Raw genomic sequence first — 24,554 nt, 5'->3', positions numbered from 1 at the left:
TCGTGTCAAAAATTACTACCAGTTTATTCCAAGAGATGGTGCAGGCTGCATCAACTCGTTTGAATAAGCAAGCAGAATATGTCAATTCATTGAACGTCTTTCCAGTTCCAGATGGAGATACTGGGACAAACATGGGAATGACCATTGAAAATGGTGCCAAAGAAGTAGCAGACAAGCCTGCTTCTACAGTTGGAGAAGTAGCGAGCATTCTTGCTAAAGGTCTCTTGATGGGTGCGCGTGGGAACTCAGGGGTTATCACTTCTCAGCTCTTCCGTGGCTTCTCTCAGGCTATCAAGGAAAAAGATGAATTAACAGGTCAAAACTTGGCTCTTGCCTTCCAATCCGGTGTCGAAGTAGCTTATAAAGCGGTTATGAAACCAGTTGAAGGGACCATTTTGACTGTTTCTCGTGGAGCGGCTATTGGGGCTAAGAAAAAAGCCGAGGAGACAGATGATGCTGTTGAGGTCATGCGTGCAGCCTTGGAAGGCGCGAAAGCAGCTTTGGCTAAGACACCAGAAATGCTTCCAGTCCTTAAGGAAGTTGGTGTGGTAGACTCAGGTGGTCAAGGTTTGGTCTTCATCTACGAAGGATTCCTTTCAGCTCTTACTGGTGAATACAGTGCTTCTGAAGACTTTGTAGCGACTCCTGCCAACATGAGTGAAATGATCAATGCAGAGCACCACAAGTCTGTAGCAGGGCATGTGGCAACTGAGGATATTACCTTTGGTTACTGTACAGAGATCATGGTAGCCCTCAAACAAGGTCCAACTTATTCTAAGGACTTTGACTACGATGAATTCCGCAACTACTTGAATGAACTCGGGGACTCGCTCCTTGTTGTCAATGATGATGAAATCGTCAAAGTTCACGTCCATACAGAAGATCCAGGTCTTGTCATGCAAGAAGGTCTCAAATATGGTAGCTTGATCAAGGTAAAAGTGGACAACATGCGTAACCAACACGAAGCGCAAGTTGAAAAAGAAGCAACTCAAGGAAACAAGCCTGCTGAAACAAAAGAGTATGCCCTTATCGCAGTAGTAGCTGGTCAAGGTTTAGCAGATATCTTCCGTGCCCAAGGTGTGGATTATGTCATCGAAGGTGGTCAGACGATGAACCCTTCAACAGAAGACTTTATCAAGGCTGTTGAACAGGTCAATGCTCGCAACATTATCTTCTTGCCAAACAACAAAAATATCTTTATGGCAGCTCAGTCTGCGGCTGAAGTGCTTGAACAACCTGCAGTTGTGGTAGAAGCGCGTACAATTCCTCAAGGTTTGACCAGTCTTCTTGCCTTTGACCCAAGCAAATCAATCGAAGAAAACCAAGAACGTATGACTGCAGCCCTTGGTGATGTCATCAGCGGTAGTGTAACAACTGCTGTTCGTGATACAACTATCGATGGATTAGCAATTCATGAAAATGACAATCTTGGTATGGTAGATGGGAAAATCCTCGTGTCAAATCCTGACATGCACCAAACCTTGACAGAAACATTGAAACATATGTTGGACGAGGACAGTGAAATCGTGACTTTCTATGTCGGAGAAGACGGAAGCGAAGAACTTGCCAATGAAATTGCCCAAGAAATCGCAGAAGAATTCGAAGATGTTGAAGTAGAGATTCACCAAGGTCAACAACCCGTATATCCATATCTTTTCAGTGTGGAATAATGGTGAAAATGGAATAAAAATAACAGAAGGAAGCTGGTTTTTCAGCTTCTTTTTTCTATGCAATTGGAGTTATAAAGAAATTTCTGTAGAAATGAACATTCTAATGGAAATTCTATTTACTATAAGTTATAATGATAAAGCTGTTATGTTAGATTAAGTATGAATATAAAGGAGAAATGATGAAGAAAAAAATTTTTAATCAATCTTTTTCCCGCTTTTCAATTAGAAAGTTAAGTGTTGGGACCTGTTCGGTATTGCTAGGAACTTTTATGGTCATAGCTACTTCTCCAGTGCAAGCGGATGAAGCTCAAGTCAACAATAAGGAACAACAAACACAGGCGGAAATTCAACAGAAGGAAAAAACTGCTGAGAATGGACAGGAAGTCATTTCTGAGCCTCAAAAAGTGGTAACACAGAACGAAGCGGTTAAGGAGCTGGAGGATAAAGCTGAACCGTCCAAAACAGAAGTATCTGCACCAGTCGCTCAGAGCCAACCAGTTTCTCAAGTTGACAATACGAAGGAAGCGAGTCAGCCTTCTTTAGATGAGGGGAAAAAGCAATCTCTAGAATCAACTCAAACTGAGCAGAAAAGCAAGGAAGAAAGTGGCTCTAGCGGGAAAACTTCTTCTAGGCGCAAGAGATCGCTAGATGAAGTCAATGCAGAATTTAAAACTCATTCGCCAATCAAGGATATCCATGCGGTAGATAGTGTCCGTGAATCCTTGACCTTTAGTATTACTGGACACGAAGCAGACTATTCTGGTGGGTATATTAAAATTCATTTCCAAAATGGGAAGGCTATTAAGTTGACCCCTTCTCCAGTCGGTGGTGTAAAGTTTAGCCAAGAAAAAACGAATGGGGATCTTGATTTAAAGATAGAACCTGCGAATCTGAGAGGTGGAGCAAACTATAACTTCGTCTATACTTTTCAGATAGATCCTCTGACGCAAAACTGGGGAGGTGCTGTCCAAGCCATTGGGCCAGACCATAAGGTGACCGCAACTGCTAAGCTCTATGATAAAAATGACAATGTCCTTAAAGAACTTGGAAGTATTGAACACACATGGAAAGTCTTAGAAAACGGTGTAGGGGGTCTGACACCAATGTCTAATAATCAGGTCATTGGCTACGATCGAAACAATGATGGTATCGTTGACGAAGATTCGTCTCGTGTGTCCTTCTATCTATTTAATGGTGCGAAAGATCCTAAGAATAATACGGCAAGAAATGATTACTTCAACTATGGAAATGGTGTCTTTGATGGTCGTATGATCAATGGTATGGGGATTAGTGATGTCGGTGGCCATATTATTGATCCTGTCACATCCTATACCTATAATATAGAGTTAAAAGAAGGCTATGAGTTGACAGATGAAGCGAAAGCTCTGGGTTGGACTGCCGATGCGACGGGTTACCATCTGACCATTAACAGAGCTAACAATCCGCTTCAAGATATTAATAACAATAAAAATAAGCTCATTCCAATTTCTTTCAAGTTAAAGAATGTCAAAGTAGCAGATATCAATAGAAAAGCGCAAAAGCTAGCTGTGACGGGCATCTATACAAAAGCAGATGGGACTAGTTATCAAAATACGGCCGTTCTTCCCTATACTCTCTTTGTTCAAAAAACAGATCAGCCAGAGTCTTCTCTCTTTGAATATAGACACTATAATCAGTCTGACTCGGAGATAATTCGTTCTTATGGTGAAACAGAATACCGTTCTTATGTTCGACTTTCATCAGTTGCTGATGTTGAAAAAGATTATCCTATCAATGACTACACGGTCACCCATAAAATACAGGATTCACGAGAGTCTTATCGAGAAGTCAATGCGATTGAGGATCGTTATTGGAATGAATTTTTCTCTTCGCCGGATGCATCCGTAGAAGTATACAATAAAGCTACAGGTGAGTTGTTAGGGACTTTTAATAGTAACACCCGTAGTCTACGATTGACGGAAGAGCAAGATGTGAAGGAACTGGAGTACAAGTTTAAAAATATCAAGATGAGGAAGTCCTCAACCAATGATACTTCGGCATTTTTTTTCCAGACAAAAACACGCTTTAATAATTGGGAAAGTCTCTATAAAGACTCGACGATTAGTAAGTTGGATTCTAGAACGGATTTCACTTTTAAGAATACTGGAAACACTGTTTCCTTCTCTCAAACGGCTTCAGCCGAATTGACACGTGTTATCCAGCAAATTTCAATGGTTGGACGCCGTCGGACAGATGTCTTCAATCGACACACAGATGCTTCTGGTTTTAAAGAAGATTTTATCACAAGGACTGCGGGTAAAGACACCCCTACTCAGAACTTCGCAAACTTGACGGGAGTTTACCATTTAGCCTATTTGGCTGACCCTCAATTAAACTTTAGTGGAAACCTTAATTTTAAGGTCTATTATAATTACAAAGATACTGGGAAAACTCTCTACTATGCCCAAGTGAAGGGAACCCCAGACTCCTCTATGCCCCCAACGCTTTTGAAGTTGGAAAACAAGACAATTCCAAATGGGACCTATACCTATAAAGCAATTGCTTTCTGGGACGAAGAACTTCCAGATGTTCAAGTTCAGAATGGTTTTGACTTAGGAGAACTAGATGGCATTACTGTTACTTCGAAAAATTCGACCTCTCATGACTTCAATGTGATCGTACAGGCTTCAGAAGCGAGCGGTGTCTACTCTGAAGTGAAAAGGGCGACAGATCAACACTTTGCCTACAATACCCAAGAACACTATCCTGGTGATGAGATTGATTTCAGAGTGACCTATAAAAACGCAGCGAAACAGCCTGTTTCAGACGTTTATGTTTTATCATCCTTGCCGATGAAAGGTGATAAACAGCTGGAATCCAGAAATCGTGGTTCTGAATTTACAGTGAGTTTGACAAAAGCTCTAACACCACCTTCAGGCTGGGAAGTTCAATATAGTCGTACTGCGGGTACTGCTGCAGAAATTAATGCTTCACAATGGCTCACAGCAGAACAGGTATCGGATTGGTCAGAGATTCGTGCAGTTCGTTGGCATTCGACTGCTCCGGTTGCTGCTGGAAGTAGGGTTCAGTTTCCTATCGATGGAGCAGTTATCGGGCAAGATACTGCCCCAGGTGCGAGAGCTTATCTTTCTTCGGCTCTGGCAAATGGCAATTCTAAGTATACAGAGTCTAATAATGTTTCTATCCAAATGTCCACCAAACTGTCATCTGCAAGTTTTACCTTTGTGGATGTAAACGATTCGTCTAAGGAAGTGCAGCTAGGACAGGTAGACACAGTTGTAGGCAAACCCAACGGACCAATTTCTTATGACCCCGCTCGTCGAATTAAGGAATTGGAAGATGCTGGATATGAACTGATCAGTAACGATTTTACAGATCATACCTTTGGTGACTCGGCTAGTCCAAAACAATTCAAGTTTCAGTTTAGACATAAGGTTATAGAACTAACCGAAACTGTTCGTGGAACTCGCGAAATTAATTATGAGTATTACAGAAAAGCAAAAAATCCTGATTTATCGCTTCTTCCTTCCAGACATGTAGAATCCCATTCGTTTACCCGAACGAAGAGAGTCGATCAGGTTTTGGCGAAACGGCATCCAAATGATGCGACAGCAGGTGTGACTTACTCAGCCTGGTCTGCAGATCAAACTTGGTCTCAGGTGACTTCGCCTGAAATTCCTGGCTATTATCCAGGGGAAGATATTGACGCAAATACAATGTCGGGAGATGAGGCTCTTGACCAATATTCGATTAGTGCGATAAATCCGAGCGATGAATATTTGGAAAAAGAATTCTATTGGGACAGGTTGGTGTATTATGTTCCACTTCCAGTTGTCCCTTCAGCAAGTTCAGCGAAATCCAAGGGGATTCAAGGGCAGAAGCAGCTAGCAACGATTCGATTTGATGAGGATAGAGCAAGCGAGAGCGAGGTTTACTTTACAAAAGGGACAACAACCATTAATGGAGCAAAGAAATCCGTCGAACTAGTCCAAAGTAGTGTTTTTCTTTATGATGAAAATGGGCAAAAGGTAACTTCGCTAACCATTGCTGACCAGGGGACTTACGATTTAGATCTTGTAAATAAAACAATTGTTTTTACTCCGCTGAAAGCCTTCTATGGTCCAGCAACTCCAGTTCAAGTTGGAGTGGTGGATAAAAATGGAGAGTCGGCTGTAACGACCTATACCCCAGTTGTTGAGAAAGTAACACCAACAGGAACAGGTGATAAGACAGAAGGACTTCAAGGTCAGGTCCAAGAAGGTAAAGTCAGCTTCACCCCAGGCCATGACTCAGTCCCATTCCCAGCTGATTCGACTCCACTATTTGACAATGGTACAACTGTGAAAGAAGTGCCAAATGTTGGTAAGTTCGAAGTGGATGCAGACGGTAAGGTGACCTTCACTCCAGACAAACAGTTCAAGGGTGAAACACCAGAGCTTGAATTGACTCGTGTGGATGCCAATGGCACCCCAGTGACCGTTAAGTACCAAGCGGTGGTGAAAGAAGTAGTTCCAACCAGCACTAACGCAACCAGCACAGGTCCTCAGGGTGTTCCACAAACCGGCACCCCAACCTTCCAAGGTGGCGATCCAGCAGTTCCACTAGATGATACGAAACCAATGACATTCGAAGATGGTCAATCAACGAAAATAGTTCCAGGTGTAGGTGAATACAGCATCAATCCAGATGGCTCTATTACCTTTACACCAGAAAAACAATATGTTGGGACACCAACTCCAGTCACAGTGAAACGTGTAGATAAGAACGGCACCCCAGTCACTGCGACCTATACCCCAACAGTGACTAAGGTAACCCCAACCAGCACTAACGCAACCAGCACAGGTCCTCAGGGTGTTCCACAAACCGGCACCCCAACCTTCCAAGGTGGCGATCCACTGGTTCCAATTGATGAAACAGTTGAGCCAACCTTCGAAGATGGCAGCAAAGAGAAGTCTATTCCAGGTCAAGGAACTTACACGATTGCGCCAGATGGAACGGTAACTTTCACTCCAGACAAGCAGTTTGTCGGAAGACCAGATCCAGTCACAGTGAAACGTGTAGATAAGAATGGCACCCCAGTCACTGCGACTTACAGTCCAGAGTTTACAAAGGTGACTCCGACTGGTACGGGAGATAAGACAGAAGGTCTGCAAGGTCAGGTCCAAGAAGGTAAAGTGACCTTCACTCCAGGCCATGACTCAGTTCCATTCCCAGCTGATTCAACTCCACTATTTGACAATGGTACAACTGTGAAAGAAGTGCCAAATGTCGGTAAGTTCGAGGTGGACGCAGATGGTAAGGTGACCTTTACTCCAGATAAACAGTTCAAGGGTGAAACACCAGAGCTTGAATTGACTCGTGTGGATGCCAATGGCACCCCAGTGACCGTTAAGTACCAAGCGGTGGTGAAAGAAGTAGTTCCAACCAGCACTAACGCAACCAGCACAGGTCCTCAAGGACTTCCACAAACTGGTACTCCAACCTTCCAAGGTGGTGATCCACTGGTTCCAATTGATGAAACAGTTGAGCCAACCTTCGAAGATGGAAGCAAAGAGAAGTCTATTCCGGGTCAAGGAACCTACACGATTGCACCAGACGGAACTGTAACTTTCACTCCAGACAAACAGTTTGTTGGAAACCCAGATCCAGTCACAGTCAAACGTGTGGATAAGAACGGTACTCCAGTCACTGCAACCTACAGTCCAGAGTTTACTAAGGTGACTCCAACTGGTAAAGATACTTCTTCAGTTAACATTAAGGGTCTTGTTCAAACAGGTACTCCAACATTTGAAGGTGGTAATCCGCTTGTTCCAATCGATGAAACAGTGGCGGCGACATTTGAAGATGGAACAACTGAAAAAGTGATTCCAGGTGAAGGAACTTATGCAATCTCACTAGATGGCATCGTCACCTTCACTCCAGAAGCTAATTTTGTAGGAAAAGGAACAGGCGTAACGATTGTCCGCAAGGATAAGAATGGTACTCCAGTTACTGCAAGCTATCGTCCAACAGTTGTAGATCCATCTACTGGTCATGACACGGCTTCTACAGGAGCAAAAGGCCAACCACAAGTGGCAATACCAGTGTTTGAAGGACATATCGATTCGACTGTACCACCAACATTTGAGGATGGTAGCACGACTATGGTTGTTCCGGGTGAAGGAAGCTATACAATTGATAAAGATGGTAAGATTACCTTTACTCCAGAACCAGACTTTGTTGGTACAGCTAAAGGATTGGTTGTGAAACGTTTGGATGTGTATGGAAATGTAGTTACTGCTCGCTACACACCAACTGTCCTTGGACAAACACAAGTGAGTGATGCGACATCAGAAGGTCTTAAAGGTCAAACTCAGACTGGTAAACCAAACTTTACAGGTGATGTCGATCTGACAGTTCCGCCAACCTTTGAAGATGGAACAACTGAAAAAGTCGTTCCAGGTGAAGGAACTTATGTAATCTCACCAGATGGCACCGTCACCTTTACCCCTGAGGCAGACTTTGTAGGACAAGCCAAAGGTGTGAAAGTGATCCGTAAAGACCGTAATGGAAATATCATTTCAGGATTCTATACTCCAACAGTAGTAGAACTTCCAGAGCAAGTGAAGCCGTCTGATAAAAAAGAACTTTCAGTACCTGATTCGAAACCAGATCAATTGACCCAAAACATCTCTGTAGAAAAAAATCAACTTCCAAATACAGGAAGTCAAGAAGATGGTTTGAAAAATCTAGGAATTCTGACAGCCCTAGCAGGTGCCATGACACTTGGATTGCTAGGTAAAAAGAAACGAAACGATGAATCAGACTAATCATTTTTAAGAACCGAGAAATCGGTTCTTTTTTATGACATTTGTCATATTTCCTAGTGACAGAAGCATCTAGCTCAGTTAACTTCAAAGGACTATAATTGAAGTATGAAATGGAGGAAGAAAAAATGAAAAATAAAATGATTGTCGCAGTGAGTTTAGTAGCAGCAGGAGTTATGACCTATCTCATGTTTTCAGGATTGGACGAGGGTTTCTATCATTTTCCTTGGGAGCTCTTTGCTGGCTTTGGAATGATGTCTTGGCTTGTCAGAGAAGGTTTGAAATTAGTCAGAGATGTAAAAAAGGAGTTTGAGGAATGAAAAAAGCAATCATCTATTTCTTTATCGGCCTGTCACTCTTGGTATGGTTAGTGGAAATGTTTACTGGTTGGTTTGACCAAACCGTGCTTCGCCAATTTATTCGTGGTGCTTGGGGTTTTGGGTTTATGATTTTCGTCGTTTTCCCTATGGGAATGAAGTGGTTGAAAGGAGAATCTCATGACTGTGATTAAAGTTGAGAAATTGAGTAAGAAAATAAAAGACAAGGAGATCTTGCGGAACATCTCCTTTGAAATCAACGATGGTGAATGTGTCGCCTTGATCGGACCTAACGGAGCAGGTAAGACGACCTTGATTGATTGCCTCTTGGGCGACAAGTTCGTGAGCTCAGGTCAGATAGCTATTCAAGGCTTTGCACCAACAGATCCTCGATTAAAGCAGCTTATTTCTATCTTACCTCAAGAAAATACGGTGGTTCAAGACTTGAAAGTGAAAGAACTCTTATCCTTCTTTCAATCAATCTATCCAAACTGTCTCTCGAATCAAGAAATTGATGACTTGCTGAGATTTTCGGACAAACAGAAAAATCAGCTAGCGGGCAAGTTGTCTGGTGGGCAAAAACGTTTGTTCTCTTTCGTGTTGGCACTAATAGGTCGTCCGAAAATTCTATTTTTGGACGAACCAACTGCTGCCATGGATACCTCGACACGTCAGCATTTTTGGGAAATTGTCAATCAGTTAAAGAAAAATGGTATCACCATTGTCTACTCTTCTCACTATATCGAAGAGGTAGAACATACGGCTGACCGCATTTTGGTCCTCCACAAGGGTGAATTGATCCGGGATACGACACCTTATGCCATGCGTGGTGAAGAACAAGAAAAACATTTTACGGTACCACTAACTTATCAGGAAGTTATCAGCACTTTGGACCAGATTCAAGGGCTTGAAATCAAGCAAAATGCTCTTTCCTTCACAACCAAAGAAGCCAGCCAGGTATGGAAAGTCTTGCAAGAACAGGGCTGCATGATCGAAGAAATTGAAGTTCGCAATCGAACTCTCTTAGACAGTATCTTCGAAACGACTCAAGACTAAAGGAGATTGACGATGAAAAATATGACAAGTCTCATGAAAGTGGAAATCATTCTGATGAAACGGCAAGCAGTCTACTACTTGCTATCCATCGGACTTCCAAGTGTGTTTTACCTTATCTTTTCTGGTATGATGTCAGGGTCAGATATTCCAGAAATTGCTCTTCAAGCCTATCTTTTTGCCATGACGCTCTTTAGTATCATGTCAAGTGCTTTTTTCAGTATCCCAAGCACACTCGAGTCTGATAAGACAAACAACTGGCAAAAATTGATTCAACATTCTCCCGTATCTATGGTAGAATATTATGTATCAAAACTGTTCAGTACCCTACTGACTTTCTTGTTATCAATTACAGTTGTCTTTTCAGTTGGTCATTTTGTCCGTGGAGTGACTCTGCCTTGGCTTGACTGGATGGTAATTGGTGCTATTTTGCTGATCGGAAGCGTGGTCTTTATCAGCATGGGGGTCTTGGTGAGCTTGCTACCCAGTGCTCAACTGATGACGGTTGTTGGAAATATTGCCTATATTGCTTTGGCTGTTCTAGGTGGACTGTGGTTCCCCTTGGATTCCTTCCCAGAATGGCTCCAATCTATTGGAAAGCTGACTCCAACCTATCAACTGATGCAGGTCGTCTCTACTTATTTGGAACACCATGAATTTAATATTCTTTCTGCCTTGGTTGTGCTAGGCTATACAGTTTTCTTTGGTGTACTGGTAATCCAGCTGAAAAAAAGGATTGAGGTAAAATAAATCTATGTTGGAAAAATTTAAAAACATTCATTATATGTTTCATATTTCAATTGTGTTTATCATCTTTCCTATAGCGGGTGTCATCGTTGGAGATTACCCGCTTTTAACCTTGCTATGGACCCTACTATTTGTACTTGCCTTCTATTCGGTTTTAATCAGTCAGAATCGCACCGTGCAGTGGCTAGCATGGTGGTCCATGCTTGTCTACATTTTTTATACATCTGTTTGGCTAAGTTCAGGTTTCACATGGTTTATCTTTTATTTATCCAATCTCCTTATTTATGAGCTGGATGAGATTTCTTTTCACTCTTGGCGTTTTGTCAGTTTTATTGTCCTGCAACCATTTATTCTGACCGGAATCTATATGGTCAATCATGTTAGTCCCTGGCAGCTACTCTTTTTCTTGGTGACCTTTATCTTTTCCGATGCAATGACCTTTGGTCTTTATCGAATTCGATTGTCGGAGGACATAAAAGAAGAAAAGAGAAAGCAAAATGCTAAGCTTAATCTTTTCTTGGCTGAAAACGAACGCAGTCGTATCGGTCAGGATCTTCATGACAGTCTAGGCCATACCTTTGCCATGTTGAGTGTGAAGACAGATCTTGCCCTCCAGCTTCTTCAAATGCAGGCCTATCCTCAAGTGGAAAAAGAATTAAAAGAAATTCATCAGATCAGTAAAGAATCCATGAATGAAGTTCGTACAATTATCGAAAATCTTAAAACAAGAACCCTTGCTTCCGAATTTGCGACTGTTAAAAAAATGCTGGAAATTGCAGGAATTGAAACGGAAATCAATCACCAACTAGATACAGCTAGCCTAACTCAGGAATTAGAATCAACGGCCTCCATGATTTTGCTTGAATTGGTGACCAACATCATCAAACATGCCAAAGCATCGAAAGCTTACTTGAAATTAGAACGCACAGAGAAAGAGCTCATTCTAACAGTGAGAGACGATGGCTGTGGCTTTGCTTCTCTAAAAGGGGATGAGCTCCATACCGTTCGAGACCGTGTCCTTCCTTTTTCAGGAGAAGTAAAAGTGATCAGTCAGAAACATCCGACTGAAGTGCAGGTTCGACTACCTTACAAGGAGAGAAACTAAGATGAAATTACTTGTTGCAGAAGATCAAAGTATGTTGCGAGATGCTATGTGCCAGTTGCTTACCTTTCAAACAGATGTAGAGTCTGTACTACAAGCCAAGGATGGCCAAGAAGCAATCCAACTTTTAGAAAAGGAGCCCGTAGATATCGCCATTCTTGACGTAGAAATGCCTGTTAAGACAGGCCTCGAAGTCTTGGAGTGGATACGAGCAGAAAAGCTAGAAACAAAGGTAGTTGTAGTAACGACCTTCAAACGCCCCGGCTATTTTGAACGTGCGGTCAAGGCTGGAGTGGATGCTTATGTCTTGAAAGAAAGAAGCATTGCAGACCTCATGCAAACCTTGCACACTGTTCTTGAAGGACGTAAGGAATACTCGCCTGAATTGATGGAAGTGGTGATGACACACCCCAATCCGTTAACAGAGCAAGAAATCGCTGTTTTAAAGGGAATCGCTCAGGGCTTGTCTAATCAAGAAATCGCAGATCAGCTTTATCTATCAAATGGAACCGTCCGAAACTATGTCACCAATATTCTTTCGAAACTAGATGCTGGTAATCGAACAGAGGCAGCCAACATTGCAAAAGAATCTGGTTGGCTTTGATAAGAAGGGTTAAAAAATTCCGAAATGACAACTTGAATCAAAGGAAAACCATACTAGAAAGGAGGAGGCAAATTGCCTCCTTTTCTGGTTTAGAAAAGCGGTGAAAGCTAGTGTCAAAGAGTTAAAAGGTCAGAATAAAAATGAAAAATATCTTGACAATGAAGGAAAAATTGTGTTACAATAATAGACGGTACTTTTTACTTTTGGTCTCTCAAAAGTGTACAGGGACGTGCTGACAAATGTTGCAAAAGTACACACAGATGGTAGCTGTCACCAAGTGTATCATCACCAAAAATAAAAAAACACAGGAGAATGTAGATGCCTACAATTAACCAATTGGTTCGCAAACCGCGTAAATCAAAAGTAGAAAAATCTAAATCACCAGCTTTGAACGTTGGTTACAACAGTCATAAAAAAGTTCAAACAAACGTTTCTTCACCACAAAAACGTGGTGTTGCAACTCGTGTGGGAACAATGACACCTAAAAAACCTAACTCTGCCCTTCGTAAATTCGCTCGTGTACGTTTGAGCAACCTTATCGAAGTTACTGCCTACATCCCAGGTATCGGACACAACTTGCAAGAGCACAGCGTGGTGCTTCTTCGTGGTGGACGTGTAAAAGACCTTCCAGGGGTACGTTACCATATCGTCCGTGGTGCACTTGATACTGCAGGTGTTAACGATCGTAAACAAGGCCGTTCTAAATACGGTACTAAACGTCCAAAAGCATAAGGAAAGGGGATAAAGAGAAATGAGTCGTAAAAATAGAGCTCCAAAACGTGACGTATTGCCAGATCCGCTTTACAATTCACAACTAGTTACTCGTCTTATCAACCGCGTTATGCTTGATGGTAAACGTGGTACAGCTGCTTCAATCGTTTACGGTGCTTTTGAGCAAATCAAAGAAGCTACTGGTAACGATGCACTTGAAGTATTTGAAACAGCTATGGAAAACATCATGCCTGTACTTGAAGTACGTGCACGTCGTGTTGGTGGATCTAACTACCAAGTCCCAGTTGAAGTTCGTCCAGAACGTCGTACAACACTTGGACTTCGTTGGTTGGTAACCATCGCTCGCCTTCGTGGTGAACACACAATGCAAGACCGTCTTGCAAAAGAAATCTTGGATGCTGCGAACAACACTGGTGCAGCTGTTAAGAAACGTGAAGACACTCACCGTATGGCTGAAGCTAACCGTGCCTTCGCACACTTCCGTTGGTAATAAAATGATACCAAGAGCGGCAAAGGCCCAAGGCAAAAATAGGAAACTGATGCAGTGTTCCGTGAACACAAAGCAGTTTATCTTTTTTGCACCGGGCCTCGCTCGGGTTCAAATCAGTTAACTTGAGCTTCTAGCCCGAGTTCAATTCAACTTGTATACAAGTTGAAACCAACAAAAACAAGATAAACATTGAGAACGGGTAGGTCCTGCCTATCCGTTTTTATTAAAATCGTGTTATAATAGAATAGAAATTAAAAATAAATAGGAGAAACAAACCTCATGGCACGCGAATTTTCACTTGAAAAAACTCGTAATATCGGTATCATGGCTCACGTCGATGCCGGTAAAACAACAACTACTGAGCGTATTCTTTACTACACTGGTAAAATCCACAAAATCGGTGAAACTCACGAAGGTGCGTCACAAATGGACTGGATGGAGCAAGAGCAAGAACGTGGTATCACTATCACATCTGCTGCGACAACAGCTCAATGGAACAACCACCGCGTAAACATCATCGACACACCAGGACACGTGGACTTCACAATCGAAGTACAACGTTCTCTTCGTGTATTGGACGGTGCGGTTACTGTTCTTGACTCACAATCAGGTGTTGAGCCTCAAACTGAAACAGTTTGGCGTCAAGCAACTGAGTACGGAGTTCCACGTATCGTATTTGCCAACAAAATGGACAAAATCGGTGCTGACTTCCTTTACTCAGTAAGCACACTTCACGACCGTCTTCAAGCAAACGCACACCCAATCCAATTGCCAATCGGTGCTGAAGATGACTTCCGCGGTATCATCGACTTGATCAAGATGAAAGCTGAAATCTATACTAACGACCTTGGTACAGATATCCTTGAAGAAGATATTCCAGCTGAATACCTTGACCAAGCTCAAGAATACCGTGAAAAATTGGTGGAAGCAGTTGCTGAAACTGATGAAGACTTGATGATGAAATACCTTGAAGGTGAAGAAATCACTAACGAAGAATTGAAAGTTGCTATCCGTAAAGCAACTATCAACGTTGAATTCTTCCCAGTATTGTGTGGTTCTGCCTTCAAGAACAAGGGTGTTCAATTGATGCTTGATGCGGTTATCGACTACCTTCCAAGCCCACTTGACATCCCAGCAATCAAAGGTATCAACCCAGATACAGACGAAGAAGAAACTCGTCCAGCATCTGACGAAGAGCCATTCGCAGCTCTTGCCTTCAAGATTGCAACAGACCCATTTGTAGGTCGTTTGACATTCTTCCGTGTATACTCAGGTGTTCTTCAATCAGGTTCTTACGTAATGAACACTTCTAAAGGTAAACGTGAACGTATCGGACGTCTTGTGCAATTGCATGCCAATAGTCGTCAAGAAATCGAAACCGTTTATGCTGGTGATATTGCAGCTGCTATTGGTTTGAAGGATACAACTACTGGTGATTCATTGACAGATGAAAAAGCTAAAATCATCCTTGAGTCAATCCACGTTCCAGAACCAGTTATCCAGTTGATGGTTGAGCCAAAATCTAAAGCTGACCAAGATAAGATGGGTATCGCACTTCAAAAATTGGCTGAAGAAGATCCAACATTCCGCGTTGAAACAAACGTTGAAACTGGTGAAACAGTTATCTCAGGTATGGGTGAACTTCACCTTGACGTCCTTGTTGACCGTATGCGTCGTGAGTTCAAAGTGGAAGCGAACGTAGGTGCTCCTCAAGTATCTTACCGTGAAACATTCCGCGCTTCTACTCAAGCTCGTGGATTCTTCAAACGTCAGTCTGGTGGTAAAGGTCAATTTGGTGATGTATGGATTGAGTTTAGTCCAAACGAAGAAGGTAAAGGATTCGAATTCGAAAACGCAATCGTCGGTGGTGTGGTTCCTCGTGAATTTATCCCAGCGGTTGAAAAAGGTTTGGTAGAATCTATGGCTAACGGTGTTCTTGCAGGTTACCCAATGGTTGACGTTAAAGCTAAGCTTTACGACGGTTCATACCACGATGTCGACTCATCTGAAACAGCCTTCAAGATCGCGGCTTCACTTGCCCTTAAAGAAGCTGCTAAATCAGCACAACCAGCTATCCTTGAACCAATGATGCTTGTAACCATCACTGTTCCAGAAGAAAACCTTGGTGATGTTATGGGTCACGTAACTGCTCGTCGTGGACGTGTAGATGGTATGGAAGCACACGGTAACAGCCAAATCGTTCGTGCTTACGTTCCACTTGCTGAAATGTTCGGTTACGCAACAGTTCTTCGTTCTGCATCTCAAGGACGTGGTACCTTCATGATGGTATTTGACCACTACGAAGATGTACCTAAGTCAGTACAAGAAGAAATCATTAAGAAAAACAAAGGTGAAGACTAATCAGTCCTCACTCTAGAAGGAAGTCACTTAGTGGCTTCCTTTTTTGTCTTTAACTATTCATTTTTGCTGAATATAGTATACAAATTTGGTCGCCAAGTGAGAAAAATACTAATTCTATCCAGAAAGAAAATATTCTAATTTGATAAATTAAAGTAAATAAAGGTTCCTAATTCCGTAGATAACTTAATAAAAATAAGGGAAAAATTCATAAATACACTTTTAGATAGAAAATTCAGAAAATTGACTCTTTTGCCTTGAAAATTTTTGAAAAAATGGTATGATAGTAACAAGCTATTTTTTTAAGAGAAGAGAAAGGGGAATAATGGAGAAAATCAGTTTAGAATCTCCTAAGACGGGGTCGGACCTAGTTTTGGAAACACTTCGGGACTTAGGGATTGATACCATTTTTGGTTATCCTGGTGGTGCGGTCTTACCTTTGTATGATGCGATATACAATTTTAAAGGTATTCGCCACATCTTGGGACGCCATGAGCAAGGTTGTTTGCACGAAGCTGAAGGATATGCCAAATCAACTGGAAAGTTGGGCGTTGCCGTCGTCACGAGTGGGCCGGGAGCAACAAATGCCATTACAGGGATTGCAGATGCCATGAGCGATAGCGTTCCCCTTTTGGTCTTTACAGGTCAGGTTGCGCGAGCTGGAATTGGGAAAGATGCTTTTCAGGAGGCGGACATCGTGGGGATTACCATGCCCATTACCAAGTACAATTACCAAGTTCGTGAGACAGCAGATATTCCCCGTATCATTACGGAAGCTGTTCATATCGCAACGACAGGTCGTCCAGGTCCTGTTGTGATTGACTTGCCAAAGGATGTATCAGCTCTAGAGACAGATTTCATCTATTCACCGGAGGTGAATTTACCAAGTTACCAACCGACGCTTGAACCGAATGACATGCAAATCAAGAAAATCTTGAAGCAATTGTCAAAAGCCAAGAAACCTGTTTTGTTAGCAGGCGGTGGTATCAGCTATGCGGAAGCTTCTAAAGAGCTCAATGAATTTGCTGAACGTTACCAAATTCCAGTAGTCACTAGTCTTTTGGGGCAAGGAACCATTGCAACGAGTCATCCGCTCTTTCTAGGGATGGGAGGAATGCACGGTTCTTTCGCAGCCAATATTGCAATGACGGAAGCGGACTTTATGATTAGTATTGGTTGCCGTTTCGATGACCGCTTGACTGGGAACCCTAAGACCTTCGCGAAGAATGCTAAGGTTGCCCATATCGATGTTGACCCAGCTGAGATTGGTAAGATTATCAGTGCAGATATTCCTGTAGTGGGGGATGCTAAGAAAGCCTTGCAGATGCTACTGGCAGAACCAACTGTTCATAACAATACTGAAAAATGGATTGAAAAAGTCACCAAGGACAAGAATCGAGTTCGTTCTTATGATAGGAAAGAACGTGTGGTTCAACCTCAGGCTGTCATTGAACGCATCGGTGAGTTGACGCATGGGGATGCTATTGTTGTTACTGACGTTGGACAACACCAAATGTGGACAGCCCAGTATTATCCTTACCAAAATGAGCGTCAGTTAGTCACTTCAGGTGGTTTGGGTACCATGGGATTCGGAGTTCCTGCAGCTATCGGAGCCAAGATTGCCAATCCAGAAAAAGAAGTCATCCTTTTTGTCGGTGATGGTGGCTTCCAAATGACCAACCAAGAGCTAGCGATCCTAAACATCTACAAGGTGCCGATTAAGGTTGTCATGTTGAATAACCACTCACTAGGAATGGTTCGTCAGTGGCAGGAATCCTTCTATGAGGGTAGAACTTCTGAGTCAGTCTTTGATACACTTCCTGACTTCCAGTTGATGGCACAGGCTTATGGCATCAAAAACTATAAATTTGATAATCCAGAGACGATAGAGAAGGATCTAGAAGTCATTCTGGAGGATGTGCCCATGTTTATCGAGGTGGATATTTCTCGTAAGGAACAGGTCTTACCGATGGTACCAGCTGGTAAGAGCAATCATGAGATGTTGGGGGTGAAGTTCCATGCGTAGAATGTTAACAGCTAGATTGCAAAACCGTTCAGGAGTTTTGAATCGTTTTACAGGTGTCCTTTCTCGTCGTCAAGTCAATATTGAGAGTATCTCGGTTGGTGCGACAGAGAACCCCAATGTATCTCGTATCACCATCATTATTGATGTAGCATCTCATGATGAAGTAGAGCAAATCATTAAACAGCTCAATCGTCAGATTGATGTGATTCGCATTCGAGATATCACAGATAAACCGCACTTGGAAAGAGAAGTTATCTTGGTAAAAGTATCTGCTCCTGCTGAGAAGCGTGCAGAAATCTTGGCCATTATCCAACCTTTCCGTGCAACGGTAGTAGATGTGGCTCCAAGCTCAATCACCATCCAGATGACGGGAAATGCTGAGAAGAGTGAAGCTTTATTACGAGTGATTCGACCATATGGTATTAAAAATATCGCTCGTACGGGTGCAACTGGATTTACCCGCGACTAATACTCTTTGATTTTCAATGAGTATAAAATCCAGCATAAATTTGTTTAACCAGCCTATAAGGCAATAAAAATAGAAAAGAGAGAAAAACTATGGCAGTTCAAATGGAATACGAAAAAGATGTTAAAGTAGCAGCGCTTGACGGTAAAAAAATCGCCGTAATCGGTTATGGTTCACAAGGACATGCGCATGCGCAAAACTTGCGTGATTCAGGTCGTGATGTCATCATCGGTGTGCGTCCAGGTAAATCTTTTGACAAAGCAAAAGAAGACGGATTTGACACTTACACAGTAGCAGAAGCTACTAAATTGGCTGACGTTATTATGATTTTGGCACCAGACGAAATCCAACAAGAATTGTACGAAGCAGAAATCGCTCCAAACTTGGAAGCTGGAAATGCAGTTGGATTTGCTCATGGTTTCAATATCCACTTTGAATTTATCAAAGTTCCTGCAGATGTAGATGTCTTCATGTGTGCTCCTAAAGGACCAGGACACTTGGTACGTCGTACTTACGAAGAAGGATTTGGTGTGCCAGCTCTTTACGCAGTTTACCAAGATGCTACAGGAAATGCTAAAAACATTGCTATGGACTGGTGTAAAGGTGTTGGGGCAGCTCGTGTTGGTTTGCTTGAAACAACTTACAAAGAAGAAACTGAAGAAGATTTGTTTGGTGAACAAGCCGTACTTTGTGGTGGTTTGACTGCTCTTATCGAAGCAGGTTTTGAAGTCTTGACAGAAGCAGGCTATGCCCCAGAATTGGCTTACTTTGAAGTTCTTCATGAAATGAAATTGATCGTTGACTTGATCTATGAGGGTGGATTCAAGAAAATGCGTCAATCTATTTCAAACACTGCTGAATACGGTGACTATGTATCAGGTCCACGTGTGATTACTGAGCAAGTGAAAGAAAACATGAAAGCTGTTTTAGCAGATATCCAAAATGGAAAATTTGCAAATGACTTTGTAAATGACTACAAGGCTGGTCGTCCAAAATTAACTGCTTACCGTGAACAAGCAGCTAACCTTGAAATTGAAAAAGTTGGTGCAGAATTGCGTAAAGCAATGCCTTTCGTTGGTAAAAACGACGACGACGCATTCAAAATCTACAATTAATTCTTGTAAAGAGAGACAGAAGGCGAGTTGGGGGTACCTAACTCGTTTTTTATCTTGAAAAGTATATGAGGAGGAGACAATGCTAAGTGCAAAAGATGTGGTGAAAGCCCACAAAGTTTTGAGTGGTGTAGTAGTTGATACACCACTAGAATATGATCATTATTTATCAGAAAAATACCAAGCAAAGATTTATCTCAAAAAGGAGAATGCGCAACGAGTTCGCTCTTTTAAGATTCGTGGAGCCTATTATGCCATTTCTCAACTATCAAAAGAAGAACGCGAGCGTGGTGTAGTCTGTGCCTCTGCGGGAAATCATGCCCAAGGTGTCGCCTATACTTGTAATGAGATGAAGATTCCTGCAACAATTTTTATGCCCATCACAACACCGCAACAAAAGATTGGGCAGGTTCGCTTTTTCGGTGGAGAGTTCGTGACAATCAAGTTGGTTGGGGATACCTTTGATGCTTCTGCTAAGGCAGCACAAGAATTTACATTGACAGAAAACCGCACCTTTATCGATCCTTTTGATGATGCGCATGTTCAGGCTGGTCAAGGGACTGTAGCCTATGAGATTCTTGAAGAAGCCCGTAAAGAGTCTATTGATTTTGACACAGTACTTGTACCAGTAGGTGGTGGCGGATTGATTGCCGGTGTTTCTACTTATATTAAGGAAACCAACCCGACCATTGAAGTGATTGGGGTAGAAGCTAATGGTGCTCGCTCTATGAAAGCTGCCTTTGAAGCTGGGGGACCAGTTAAGCTCAAAGAAATTGATAAGTTTGCTGATGGGATAGCCGTACAAAAGGTTGGACAATTAACCTATGAAGCGACCCGTAAGAATGTTGAAACGCTGATTGGGGTGGACGAGGGATTGATTTCCGAAACCTTGATTGATCTTTATTCCAAACAAGGTATTGTAGCAGAACCAGCCGGAGCTGCCAGCGTTGCAGCCTTGGAAGTTTTATCAGACTATATCAAAGGCAAGACGATTTGTTGTATTATTTCTGGAGGAAATAACGATATCAACCGCATGCCAGAGATGGAAGAACGTGCCTTGATTTACGATGGAATCAAGCATTACTTTGTAGTGAATTTCCCACAACGTCCAGGAGCTCTACGAGAGTTTGTAAATGACATTTTGGGGCCAAATGATGACATCACTCGTTTTGAATATATCAAACGAGCAAGCAAGGGGACAGGCCCTGTCTTGATTGGGGTAGCTCTTGCCAATAAGCATGATTATGCTGGCTTGATTCATCGAATGGAAAAGTTTGACCCATCTTATATTAATTTGAATGGGAACGAAACATTGTATAATATGCTAGTTTAAGCTAAAATAAAATTATTATCATATTATTTGCGTAATGATGTTGATGGTGCTATAATGAGGGTGACGAAAGGGGGAGATTCCCATGGTTTTACAAATTTTACTTATTTTATTGTTTTTAGTGGTGATTGCATCAGTGATTATGATTAGTTCTGTGTATGTGGTTCGACAACAATCGGTCGCTATCATAGAACGCTTTGGTAAATACCAAAAGTTGAGCAATAGTGGTATTCATTTACGAGCTCCTTTTGGAATTGATAGGATTGCGGCAAGAGTTCAACTACGCTTGTTGCAAAGTGAGATTGTTGTAGAGACAAAGACGCAAGATAATGTATTTGTAACGATGAATGTGGCAACTCAGTATCGAGTAAATGAAAATAACGTCACAGATGCCTATTATAAATTGATGCGTCCAGAAGCCCAAATTAAATCCTATATTGAAGATGCTTTGCGTTCATCTGTACCAAAGCTAACCCTAGATGAGTTGTTTGAGAAGAAGGATGAAATCGCCTTAGAAGTTCAAAAACAAGTGGCTGAAGAAATGTCTACGTATGGGTATATCATTGTCAAAACGCTGATTACTAAGGTTGAACCTGATGCTGAAGTAAAACAATCAATGAATGAAATTAACGCGGCTCAACGTAAGAGAGTTGCGGCGCAAGAGCTTGCTGAAGCAGATAAGATTAAAATCGTGACCGCAGCAGAAGCAGAAGCAGAAAAAGATCGCCTACATGGTGTAGGGATTGCAGAGCAGCGTAAAGCAATTGTTGACGGACTAGCTGATTCTATCCAAGAGTTAAAGGGAGCCAATGTTGAGCTAACTGAAGAACAAATCATGTCTATCCTATTAACGAACCAGTATTTAGATACGTTGAATAATTTTGCAGATAAAGAGGGTAATAATACAATCTTCCTACCAGCAAATCCTAATGGAGTCGAGGACATAAGAACTCATATATTATCGGCTTTAAAAGCCAAATAAAAATATGCAGAATAATATAGTTACGACGAATATATGTTTTTTTATTGACAAATGAAATAAAAACGTATACAATTAAGTATTGTAAAGAATAATTTAGGAGAAGAACATGGCTAAGTCGAACTTTGAAAAAGTAGAAGCAGTTGTTGGCTGGGTTCGTGATAAGAAAATCACAGGCTACCGTATCTCTAAAGAAACGAATGCGCGTGAAATGTCTATCATTGCTCTAGCACAAGGACGCGCAAAAGTTAAAAATATTTCATTTGAAACAGCTCTTGGTTTAATCGATTTCTATGAAAAAAATCATGAAAAATTTGAAGATTAAACTGTGGTCACAGGCAGATTCCTGAATCGAGTCTGCCTTTTCTTTACAATTACAAATTAAAAAGACTGCATTCTTTATGCAGTCTTTGTTTATTAGCTGAGATAGCGTTGAAGAAATTCTTTTGTCCGTTCTTCTTTAGGGTTCGTGAAGAGTTCTTCTGGTTTACCTTCTTCAGCAATGACGCCCTTATCCATAAAGATGACACGGTGAGAGACATCGCGAGCGAATTCCATTTCGTGGGTTACAACGATCATGGTCAAGCCTTCTTGAGCCAAATCCTGCATAATTTTGAGGACTTCTCCGACCATTTCAGGGTCAAGAGCAGATGTTGGTTCGTCGAAGAGAATGGCATCAGGATTCATGGAGAGAGCGCGGGCGATAGCCACACGTTGTTTCTGACCACCTGATAGTTGCTTCGGTTTGGCTTGCCAGTAACGTTCTCCCATACCAACTTTTTCGAGATTCTCTTTGGCAATTTTTTCAGCTTCAGAGTGGTCACGTTTGAGTACAGTTGTTTGGGCAACGATCGTATTTTCAAGGACATTCAGATTTTCAAAGAGATTGAAAGATTGGAAAACCATACCGAGCTTTTCACGATAATGGGTGAGGTTATAGCCTTTTTCTAAGACATTTTCTCCTCGATAGAGAATCTCACCCTCTGTAGGTGTTTCTAGTAAATTAATCGAACGAAGGAAGGTTGATTTTCCACTTCCTGAGCTCCCGATGATGGAAATAACCTCTCCTTTATGGACGGTGAGAGAAATGTCTTTTAGCACTTCGTTTTGCCCATAGGATTTTTTGAGGTGTTTGATTTCAAGAATTGGTTGTGTCATTTTTTCAAATCCTCCGTTTGCATTTGGTTAGCACCTGTAGTGTAAGTATCCATGTCCATACGACGTTCGATGAAGCGTAGGATACGGGTCACAGTAAAGGTGAGGACAAAGTAAATCACGGCGATGATGGTAAAGGTCTGGAAGTATTGATAGGTTTGTGTTGCTACAGTATTTCCTGAGAAATAAAGCTCAACAACTGAAATAACGTTCAATACGGAGGTATCTTTGATGTTGATGACAAACTCATTACCAGTAGCAGGTAGAATATTACGGACAACCTGAGGCAAGACAATCTTACGCATGGTTTGATTGTGGGTCATACCAAGAGCAGTTGCAGCTTCAAACTGTCCTTTGTCAACTGCTAGAATACCACCACGAACGATCTCTGTCATGTAGGCACCCGTGTTGATTGAGACGATGAAGATAGCGGCTAGTGTGCGGTCAAGATTGATACCGAAAGCTTGGGCAGTTCCATAGTAGATAACCATAGATTGAACAATCATTGGTGTACCACGGAAGATCTCGATATAGACATTGAGAATCCAACCGACTAGTTTCTGTAGGGTGTACATTGCCTTGTTCTCAGATAGTGGAGCGGTACGGAAGACCCCGATCGCAAGTCCGATAAGGAGACCTGTGATGGTTCCGATAATGGAGATTAGGAGTGTGATACCAGCACCACGCAAGAGTTGTTGCCAGTTTTCAGAAAGTATCTTAGCGACTTGGCTAAAGAAACTACTTTCTTCCTCTGTTGTTGTAGACTCCACAGGTTGCTCTTTGATCATACGATCCATGAGGGCTACTTGCTCATCCTTTGAGATGGTTTCGATGCTCGCATTGATTTGGTTGATACGGCTGTCATCTTTACGAAGTCCAATGGCAATAGCTGTATCTTCTTCGCCAGTTTTGAAACCTGGTTGAGGTTGGATCATTTTGAACTTAGCGTTAGCAGACTCAGCAGTCATTGCTTCAGGTCGTTCAGAAACATAGGCATCAATAACACCAGCTTCCAGAGCTTGACGCATTTGGGCGAAGTCACCCATAGCTGTTTCTTTTTTGGCACCTGGAATTTGGGAAATCAGGTCATAAAGATAAACACCTTGTTGAGACGTGATTTTTGCTCCGCTAAAGTCTTCCAAAGATTTGGCATTCGCATAGGCAGAGTCCTTTTTGACCAATAGAACCGGTTCGCTGGTATAGTAACTGCTTGAAAAAGCAATTTCTTGTTTGCGTTCAGCGGTTGGGCTCATACCGGCAATGATCATATCGATTTTGCCAGAAGTAAGGGCTGGAACAAGTCCTTCCCATTTGGTTTTCACAACCAAAGGTTCCTTGCCAAGATCTTTAGCAATCTTTTTAGCAATTTGAACATCGTAGCCGTTGGCATATTGGTTGGTACCGTCGATTTTGACGGCGCCGTTACTATCGTCGTCTTGGGTCCAGTTGAAGGGGGCGTAAGCAGCCTCCATCCCGATGCGTAAATATTCGTCGGCTTGGACTTGGCTAACTAGTCCTAAGGTAAGGGCTAGGCTAGCAAGGATAGATAAGCATAATTTTTTCATGTTTTCTCCTATTTCTAGTCTAAAAATGACTCTCTCTATTGT

Annotated in this window: 19 protein-coding genes; 17 read left to right on the top strand and 2 right to left on the bottom strand. The window is 42.1% G+C overall.

Annotated features, from left to right (window positions below; all coding sequences use genetic code 11):
* The first annotated feature begins 2 nt into the window (after positions 1 to 2).
* From MK395_RS07105 to MK395_RS07025, 17 genes are all read left to right on the top strand, one after another.
* On the top strand, positions 3 to 1,670 hold the full coding sequence (locus MK395_RS07105; RefSeq protein ID WP_268711572.1) for a DAK2 domain-containing protein: 1,668 nt from the start codon (positions 3 to 5) through the stop codon (positions 1,668 to 1,670).
* Between the two features lie 176 nt (positions 1,671 to 1,846).
* Entirely contained in the window at positions 1,847 to 8,479 is a 6,633-nt protein-coding gene (locus MK395_RS07100) for a YSIRK-type signal peptide-containing protein (protein ID WP_268711571.1), read from the top strand.
* 110 nt (positions 8,480 to 8,589) lie between these two features.
* A complete protein-coding gene (locus MK395_RS07095) occupies positions 8,590 to 8,796 on the top strand; it encodes a hypothetical protein (protein ID WP_000390738.1) in 207 nt (68 codons plus the stop codon).
* A complete protein-coding gene (locus MK395_RS07090) occupies positions 8,793 to 8,987 on the top strand; it encodes a hypothetical protein (protein WP_000709167.1) in 195 nt (64 codons plus the stop codon). Before MK395_RS07095 ends, MK395_RS07090 begins: the two co-directional genes overlap by 4 nt.
* Complete coding sequence (locus MK395_RS07085) at positions 8,974 to 9,849, top strand: ABC transporter ATP-binding protein (RefSeq protein WP_000216045.1); 876 nt, start codon at positions 8,974 to 8,976, stop codon at positions 9,847 to 9,849. The genes MK395_RS07090 and MK395_RS07085 overlap by 14 nt, the downstream gene beginning before the upstream one ends.
* 12 nt (positions 9,850 to 9,861) lie before the next feature.
* Complete coding sequence (locus tag MK395_RS07080; RefSeq protein ID WP_000794227.1) at positions 9,862 to 10,596, top strand: ABC transporter permease; 735 nt, start codon at positions 9,862 to 9,864, stop codon at positions 10,594 to 10,596.
* 4 nt (positions 10,597 to 10,600) lie between these two features.
* Positions 10,601 to 11,698, top strand: coding sequence for a sensor histidine kinase (locus MK395_RS07075; RefSeq protein WP_002874851.1), 1,098 nt, complete (start codon positions 10,601 to 10,603; stop codon positions 11,696 to 11,698).
* Position 11,699: 1 nt separating this feature from the next.
* The gene (locus MK395_RS07070; protein WP_000772071.1) at positions 11,700 to 12,299 is read left to right on the top strand and encodes a response regulator transcription factor; all 600 of its coding nucleotides are present in this window, start codon (positions 11,700 to 11,702) and stop codon (positions 12,297 to 12,299) included.
* A gap of 318 nt (positions 12,300 to 12,617) precedes the next feature.
* Positions 12,618 to 13,031: a 30S ribosomal protein S12 gene (rpsL, locus tag MK395_RS07065; protein ID WP_001142332.1), complete on the top strand. Its 414-nt coding sequence runs from the start codon at positions 12,618 to 12,620 to the stop codon at positions 13,029 to 13,031.
* 19 nt (positions 13,032 to 13,050) lie between these two features.
* Positions 13,051 to 13,521: a 30S ribosomal protein S7 gene (gene rpsG / locus MK395_RS07060; protein ID WP_000087873.1), complete on the top strand. Its 471-nt coding sequence runs from the start codon at positions 13,051 to 13,053 to the stop codon at positions 13,519 to 13,521.
* A 279-nt stretch (positions 13,522 to 13,800) separates the two neighbouring features.
* Positions 13,801 to 15,882 (top strand): elongation factor G, encoded by a 2,082-nt coding sequence (fusA, locus tag MK395_RS07055; RefSeq protein WP_000090340.1) that lies wholly within the window; start codon positions 13,801 to 13,803, stop codon positions 15,880 to 15,882.
* Positions 15,883 to 16,204: 322 nt separating this feature from the next.
* Positions 16,205 to 17,905 (top strand): acetolactate synthase large subunit, encoded by a 1,701-nt coding sequence (locus tag MK395_RS07050; RefSeq protein WP_042769077.1) that lies wholly within the window; start codon positions 16,205 to 16,207, stop codon positions 17,903 to 17,905.
* A complete protein-coding gene (gene ilvN, locus MK395_RS07045) occupies positions 17,898 to 18,374 on the top strand; it encodes an acetolactate synthase small subunit (RefSeq protein WP_001253813.1) in 477 nt (158 codons plus the stop codon). The genes MK395_RS07050 and ilvN overlap by 8 nt, the downstream gene beginning before the upstream one ends.
* A gap of 89 nt (positions 18,375 to 18,463) precedes the next feature.
* Positions 18,464 to 19,486, top strand: coding sequence for a ketol-acid reductoisomerase (ilvC, locus tag MK395_RS07040; RefSeq protein ID WP_000290683.1), 1,023 nt, complete (start codon positions 18,464 to 18,466; stop codon positions 19,484 to 19,486).
* 79 nt (positions 19,487 to 19,565) lie between these two features.
* Entirely contained in the window at positions 19,566 to 20,816 is a 1,251-nt protein-coding gene (ilvA, locus tag MK395_RS07035) for a threonine ammonia-lyase IlvA (protein WP_000947300.1), read from the top strand.
* An 82-nt stretch (positions 20,817 to 20,898) separates the two neighbouring features.
* A complete protein-coding gene (locus MK395_RS07030; protein ID WP_000244061.1) occupies positions 20,899 to 21,795 on the top strand; it encodes an SPFH domain-containing protein in 897 nt (298 codons plus the stop codon).
* Between the two features lie 106 nt (positions 21,796 to 21,901).
* Positions 21,902 to 22,117, top strand: a complete 216-nt coding sequence (locus MK395_RS07025; protein ID WP_001130031.1) for a capsule biosynthesis transcriptional regulator — start codon at positions 21,902 to 21,904, stop codon at positions 22,115 to 22,117.
* Positions 22,118 to 22,209: 92 nt separating this feature from the next.
* On the opposite strand, the gene MK395_RS07020 is transcribed toward MK395_RS07025, so the two are convergent.
* Together MK395_RS07020 and MK395_RS07015 are read right to left on the bottom strand one after the other, a co-directional pair.
* Positions 22,210 to 22,950: an amino acid ABC transporter ATP-binding protein gene (locus tag MK395_RS07020; protein WP_000193352.1), complete on the bottom strand. Its 741-nt coding sequence runs from the start codon at positions 22,948 to 22,950 to the stop codon at positions 22,210 to 22,212.
* The gene (locus MK395_RS07015; protein ID WP_268711570.1) at positions 22,947 to 24,512 is read right to left on the bottom strand and encodes an ABC transporter substrate-binding protein/permease; all 1,566 of its coding nucleotides are present in this window, start codon (positions 24,510 to 24,512) and stop codon (positions 22,947 to 22,949) included. Before MK395_RS07015 ends, MK395_RS07020 begins: the two co-directional genes overlap by 4 nt.
* Positions 24,513 to 24,554 lie beyond the last annotated feature (42 nt).

It is taken from the genome of Streptococcus oralis (assembly GCF_026782085.1).
Classification (GTDB): domain Bacteria; phylum Bacillota; class Bacilli; order Lactobacillales; family Streptococcaceae; genus Streptococcus; species Streptococcus oralis_DA.
The sequence above is the reverse complement of the archived record's forward strand: the minus strand, read 5'-3'. Positions and strand labels throughout refer to the sequence as shown.

Excerpts from the sequence above, each read along its gene's own strand:
- MK395_RS07100 (WP_268711571.1), top strand. The coding sequence starts at position 1,847 with ATGATGAAGAAAAAAATTTTTAATCAATCTTTTTCCCGCTTTTCAATT.
- rpsG (WP_000087873.1), top strand. The coding sequence starts at position 13,051 with ATGAGTCGTAAAAATAGAGCTCCAAAACGTGACGTATTGCCAGATCCG.
- MK395_RS07080 (WP_000794227.1), top strand. The coding sequence starts at position 9,862 with ATGAAAAATATGACAAGTCTCATGAAAGTGGAAATCATTCTGATGAAA.
- ilvA (WP_000947300.1), top strand. The coding sequence starts at position 19,566 with ATGCTAAGTGCAAAAGATGTGGTGAAAGCCCACAAAGTTTTGAGTGGT.
- MK395_RS07095 (WP_000390738.1), top strand. The coding sequence starts at position 8,590 with ATGGAGGAAGAAAAAATGAAAAATAAAATGATTGTCGCAGTGAGTTTA.
- MK395_RS07020 (WP_000193352.1), bottom strand. The coding sequence starts at position 22,950 with ATGACACAACCAATTCTTGAAATCAAACACCTCAAAAAATCCTATGGG.
- MK395_RS07015 (WP_268711570.1), bottom strand. The coding sequence starts at position 24,512 with ATGAAAAAATTATGCTTATCTATCCTTGCTAGCCTAGCCCTTACCTTA.
- MK395_RS07070 (WP_000772071.1), top strand. The coding sequence starts at position 11,700 with ATGAAATTACTTGTTGCAGAAGATCAAAGTATGTTGCGAGATGCTATG.
- ilvC (WP_000290683.1), top strand. The coding sequence starts at position 18,464 with ATGGCAGTTCAAATGGAATACGAAAAAGATGTTAAAGTAGCAGCGCTT.
- MK395_RS07090 (WP_000709167.1), top strand. The coding sequence starts at position 8,793 with ATGAAAAAAGCAATCATCTATTTCTTTATCGGCCTGTCACTCTTGGTA.
- rpsL (WP_001142332.1), top strand. The coding sequence starts at position 12,618 with ATGCCTACAATTAACCAATTGGTTCGCAAACCGCGTAAATCAAAAGTA.
- MK395_RS07075 (WP_002874851.1), top strand. The coding sequence starts at position 10,601 with ATGTTGGAAAAATTTAAAAACATTCATTATATGTTTCATATTTCAATT.
- MK395_RS07085 (WP_000216045.1), top strand. The coding sequence starts at position 8,974 with ATGACTGTGATTAAAGTTGAGAAATTGAGTAAGAAAATAAAAGACAAG.
- ilvN (WP_001253813.1), top strand. The coding sequence starts at position 17,898 with ATGCGTAGAATGTTAACAGCTAGATTGCAAAACCGTTCAGGAGTTTTG.
- MK395_RS07050 (WP_042769077.1), top strand. The coding sequence starts at position 16,205 with ATGGAGAAAATCAGTTTAGAATCTCCTAAGACGGGGTCGGACCTAGTT.
- MK395_RS07030 (WP_000244061.1), top strand. The coding sequence starts at position 20,899 with ATGGTTTTACAAATTTTACTTATTTTATTGTTTTTAGTGGTGATTGCA.
- fusA (WP_000090340.1), top strand. The coding sequence starts at position 13,801 with ATGGCACGCGAATTTTCACTTGAAAAAACTCGTAATATCGGTATCATG.
- MK395_RS07025 (WP_001130031.1), top strand. The coding sequence starts at position 21,902 with ATGGCTAAGTCGAACTTTGAAAAAGTAGAAGCAGTTGTTGGCTGGGTT.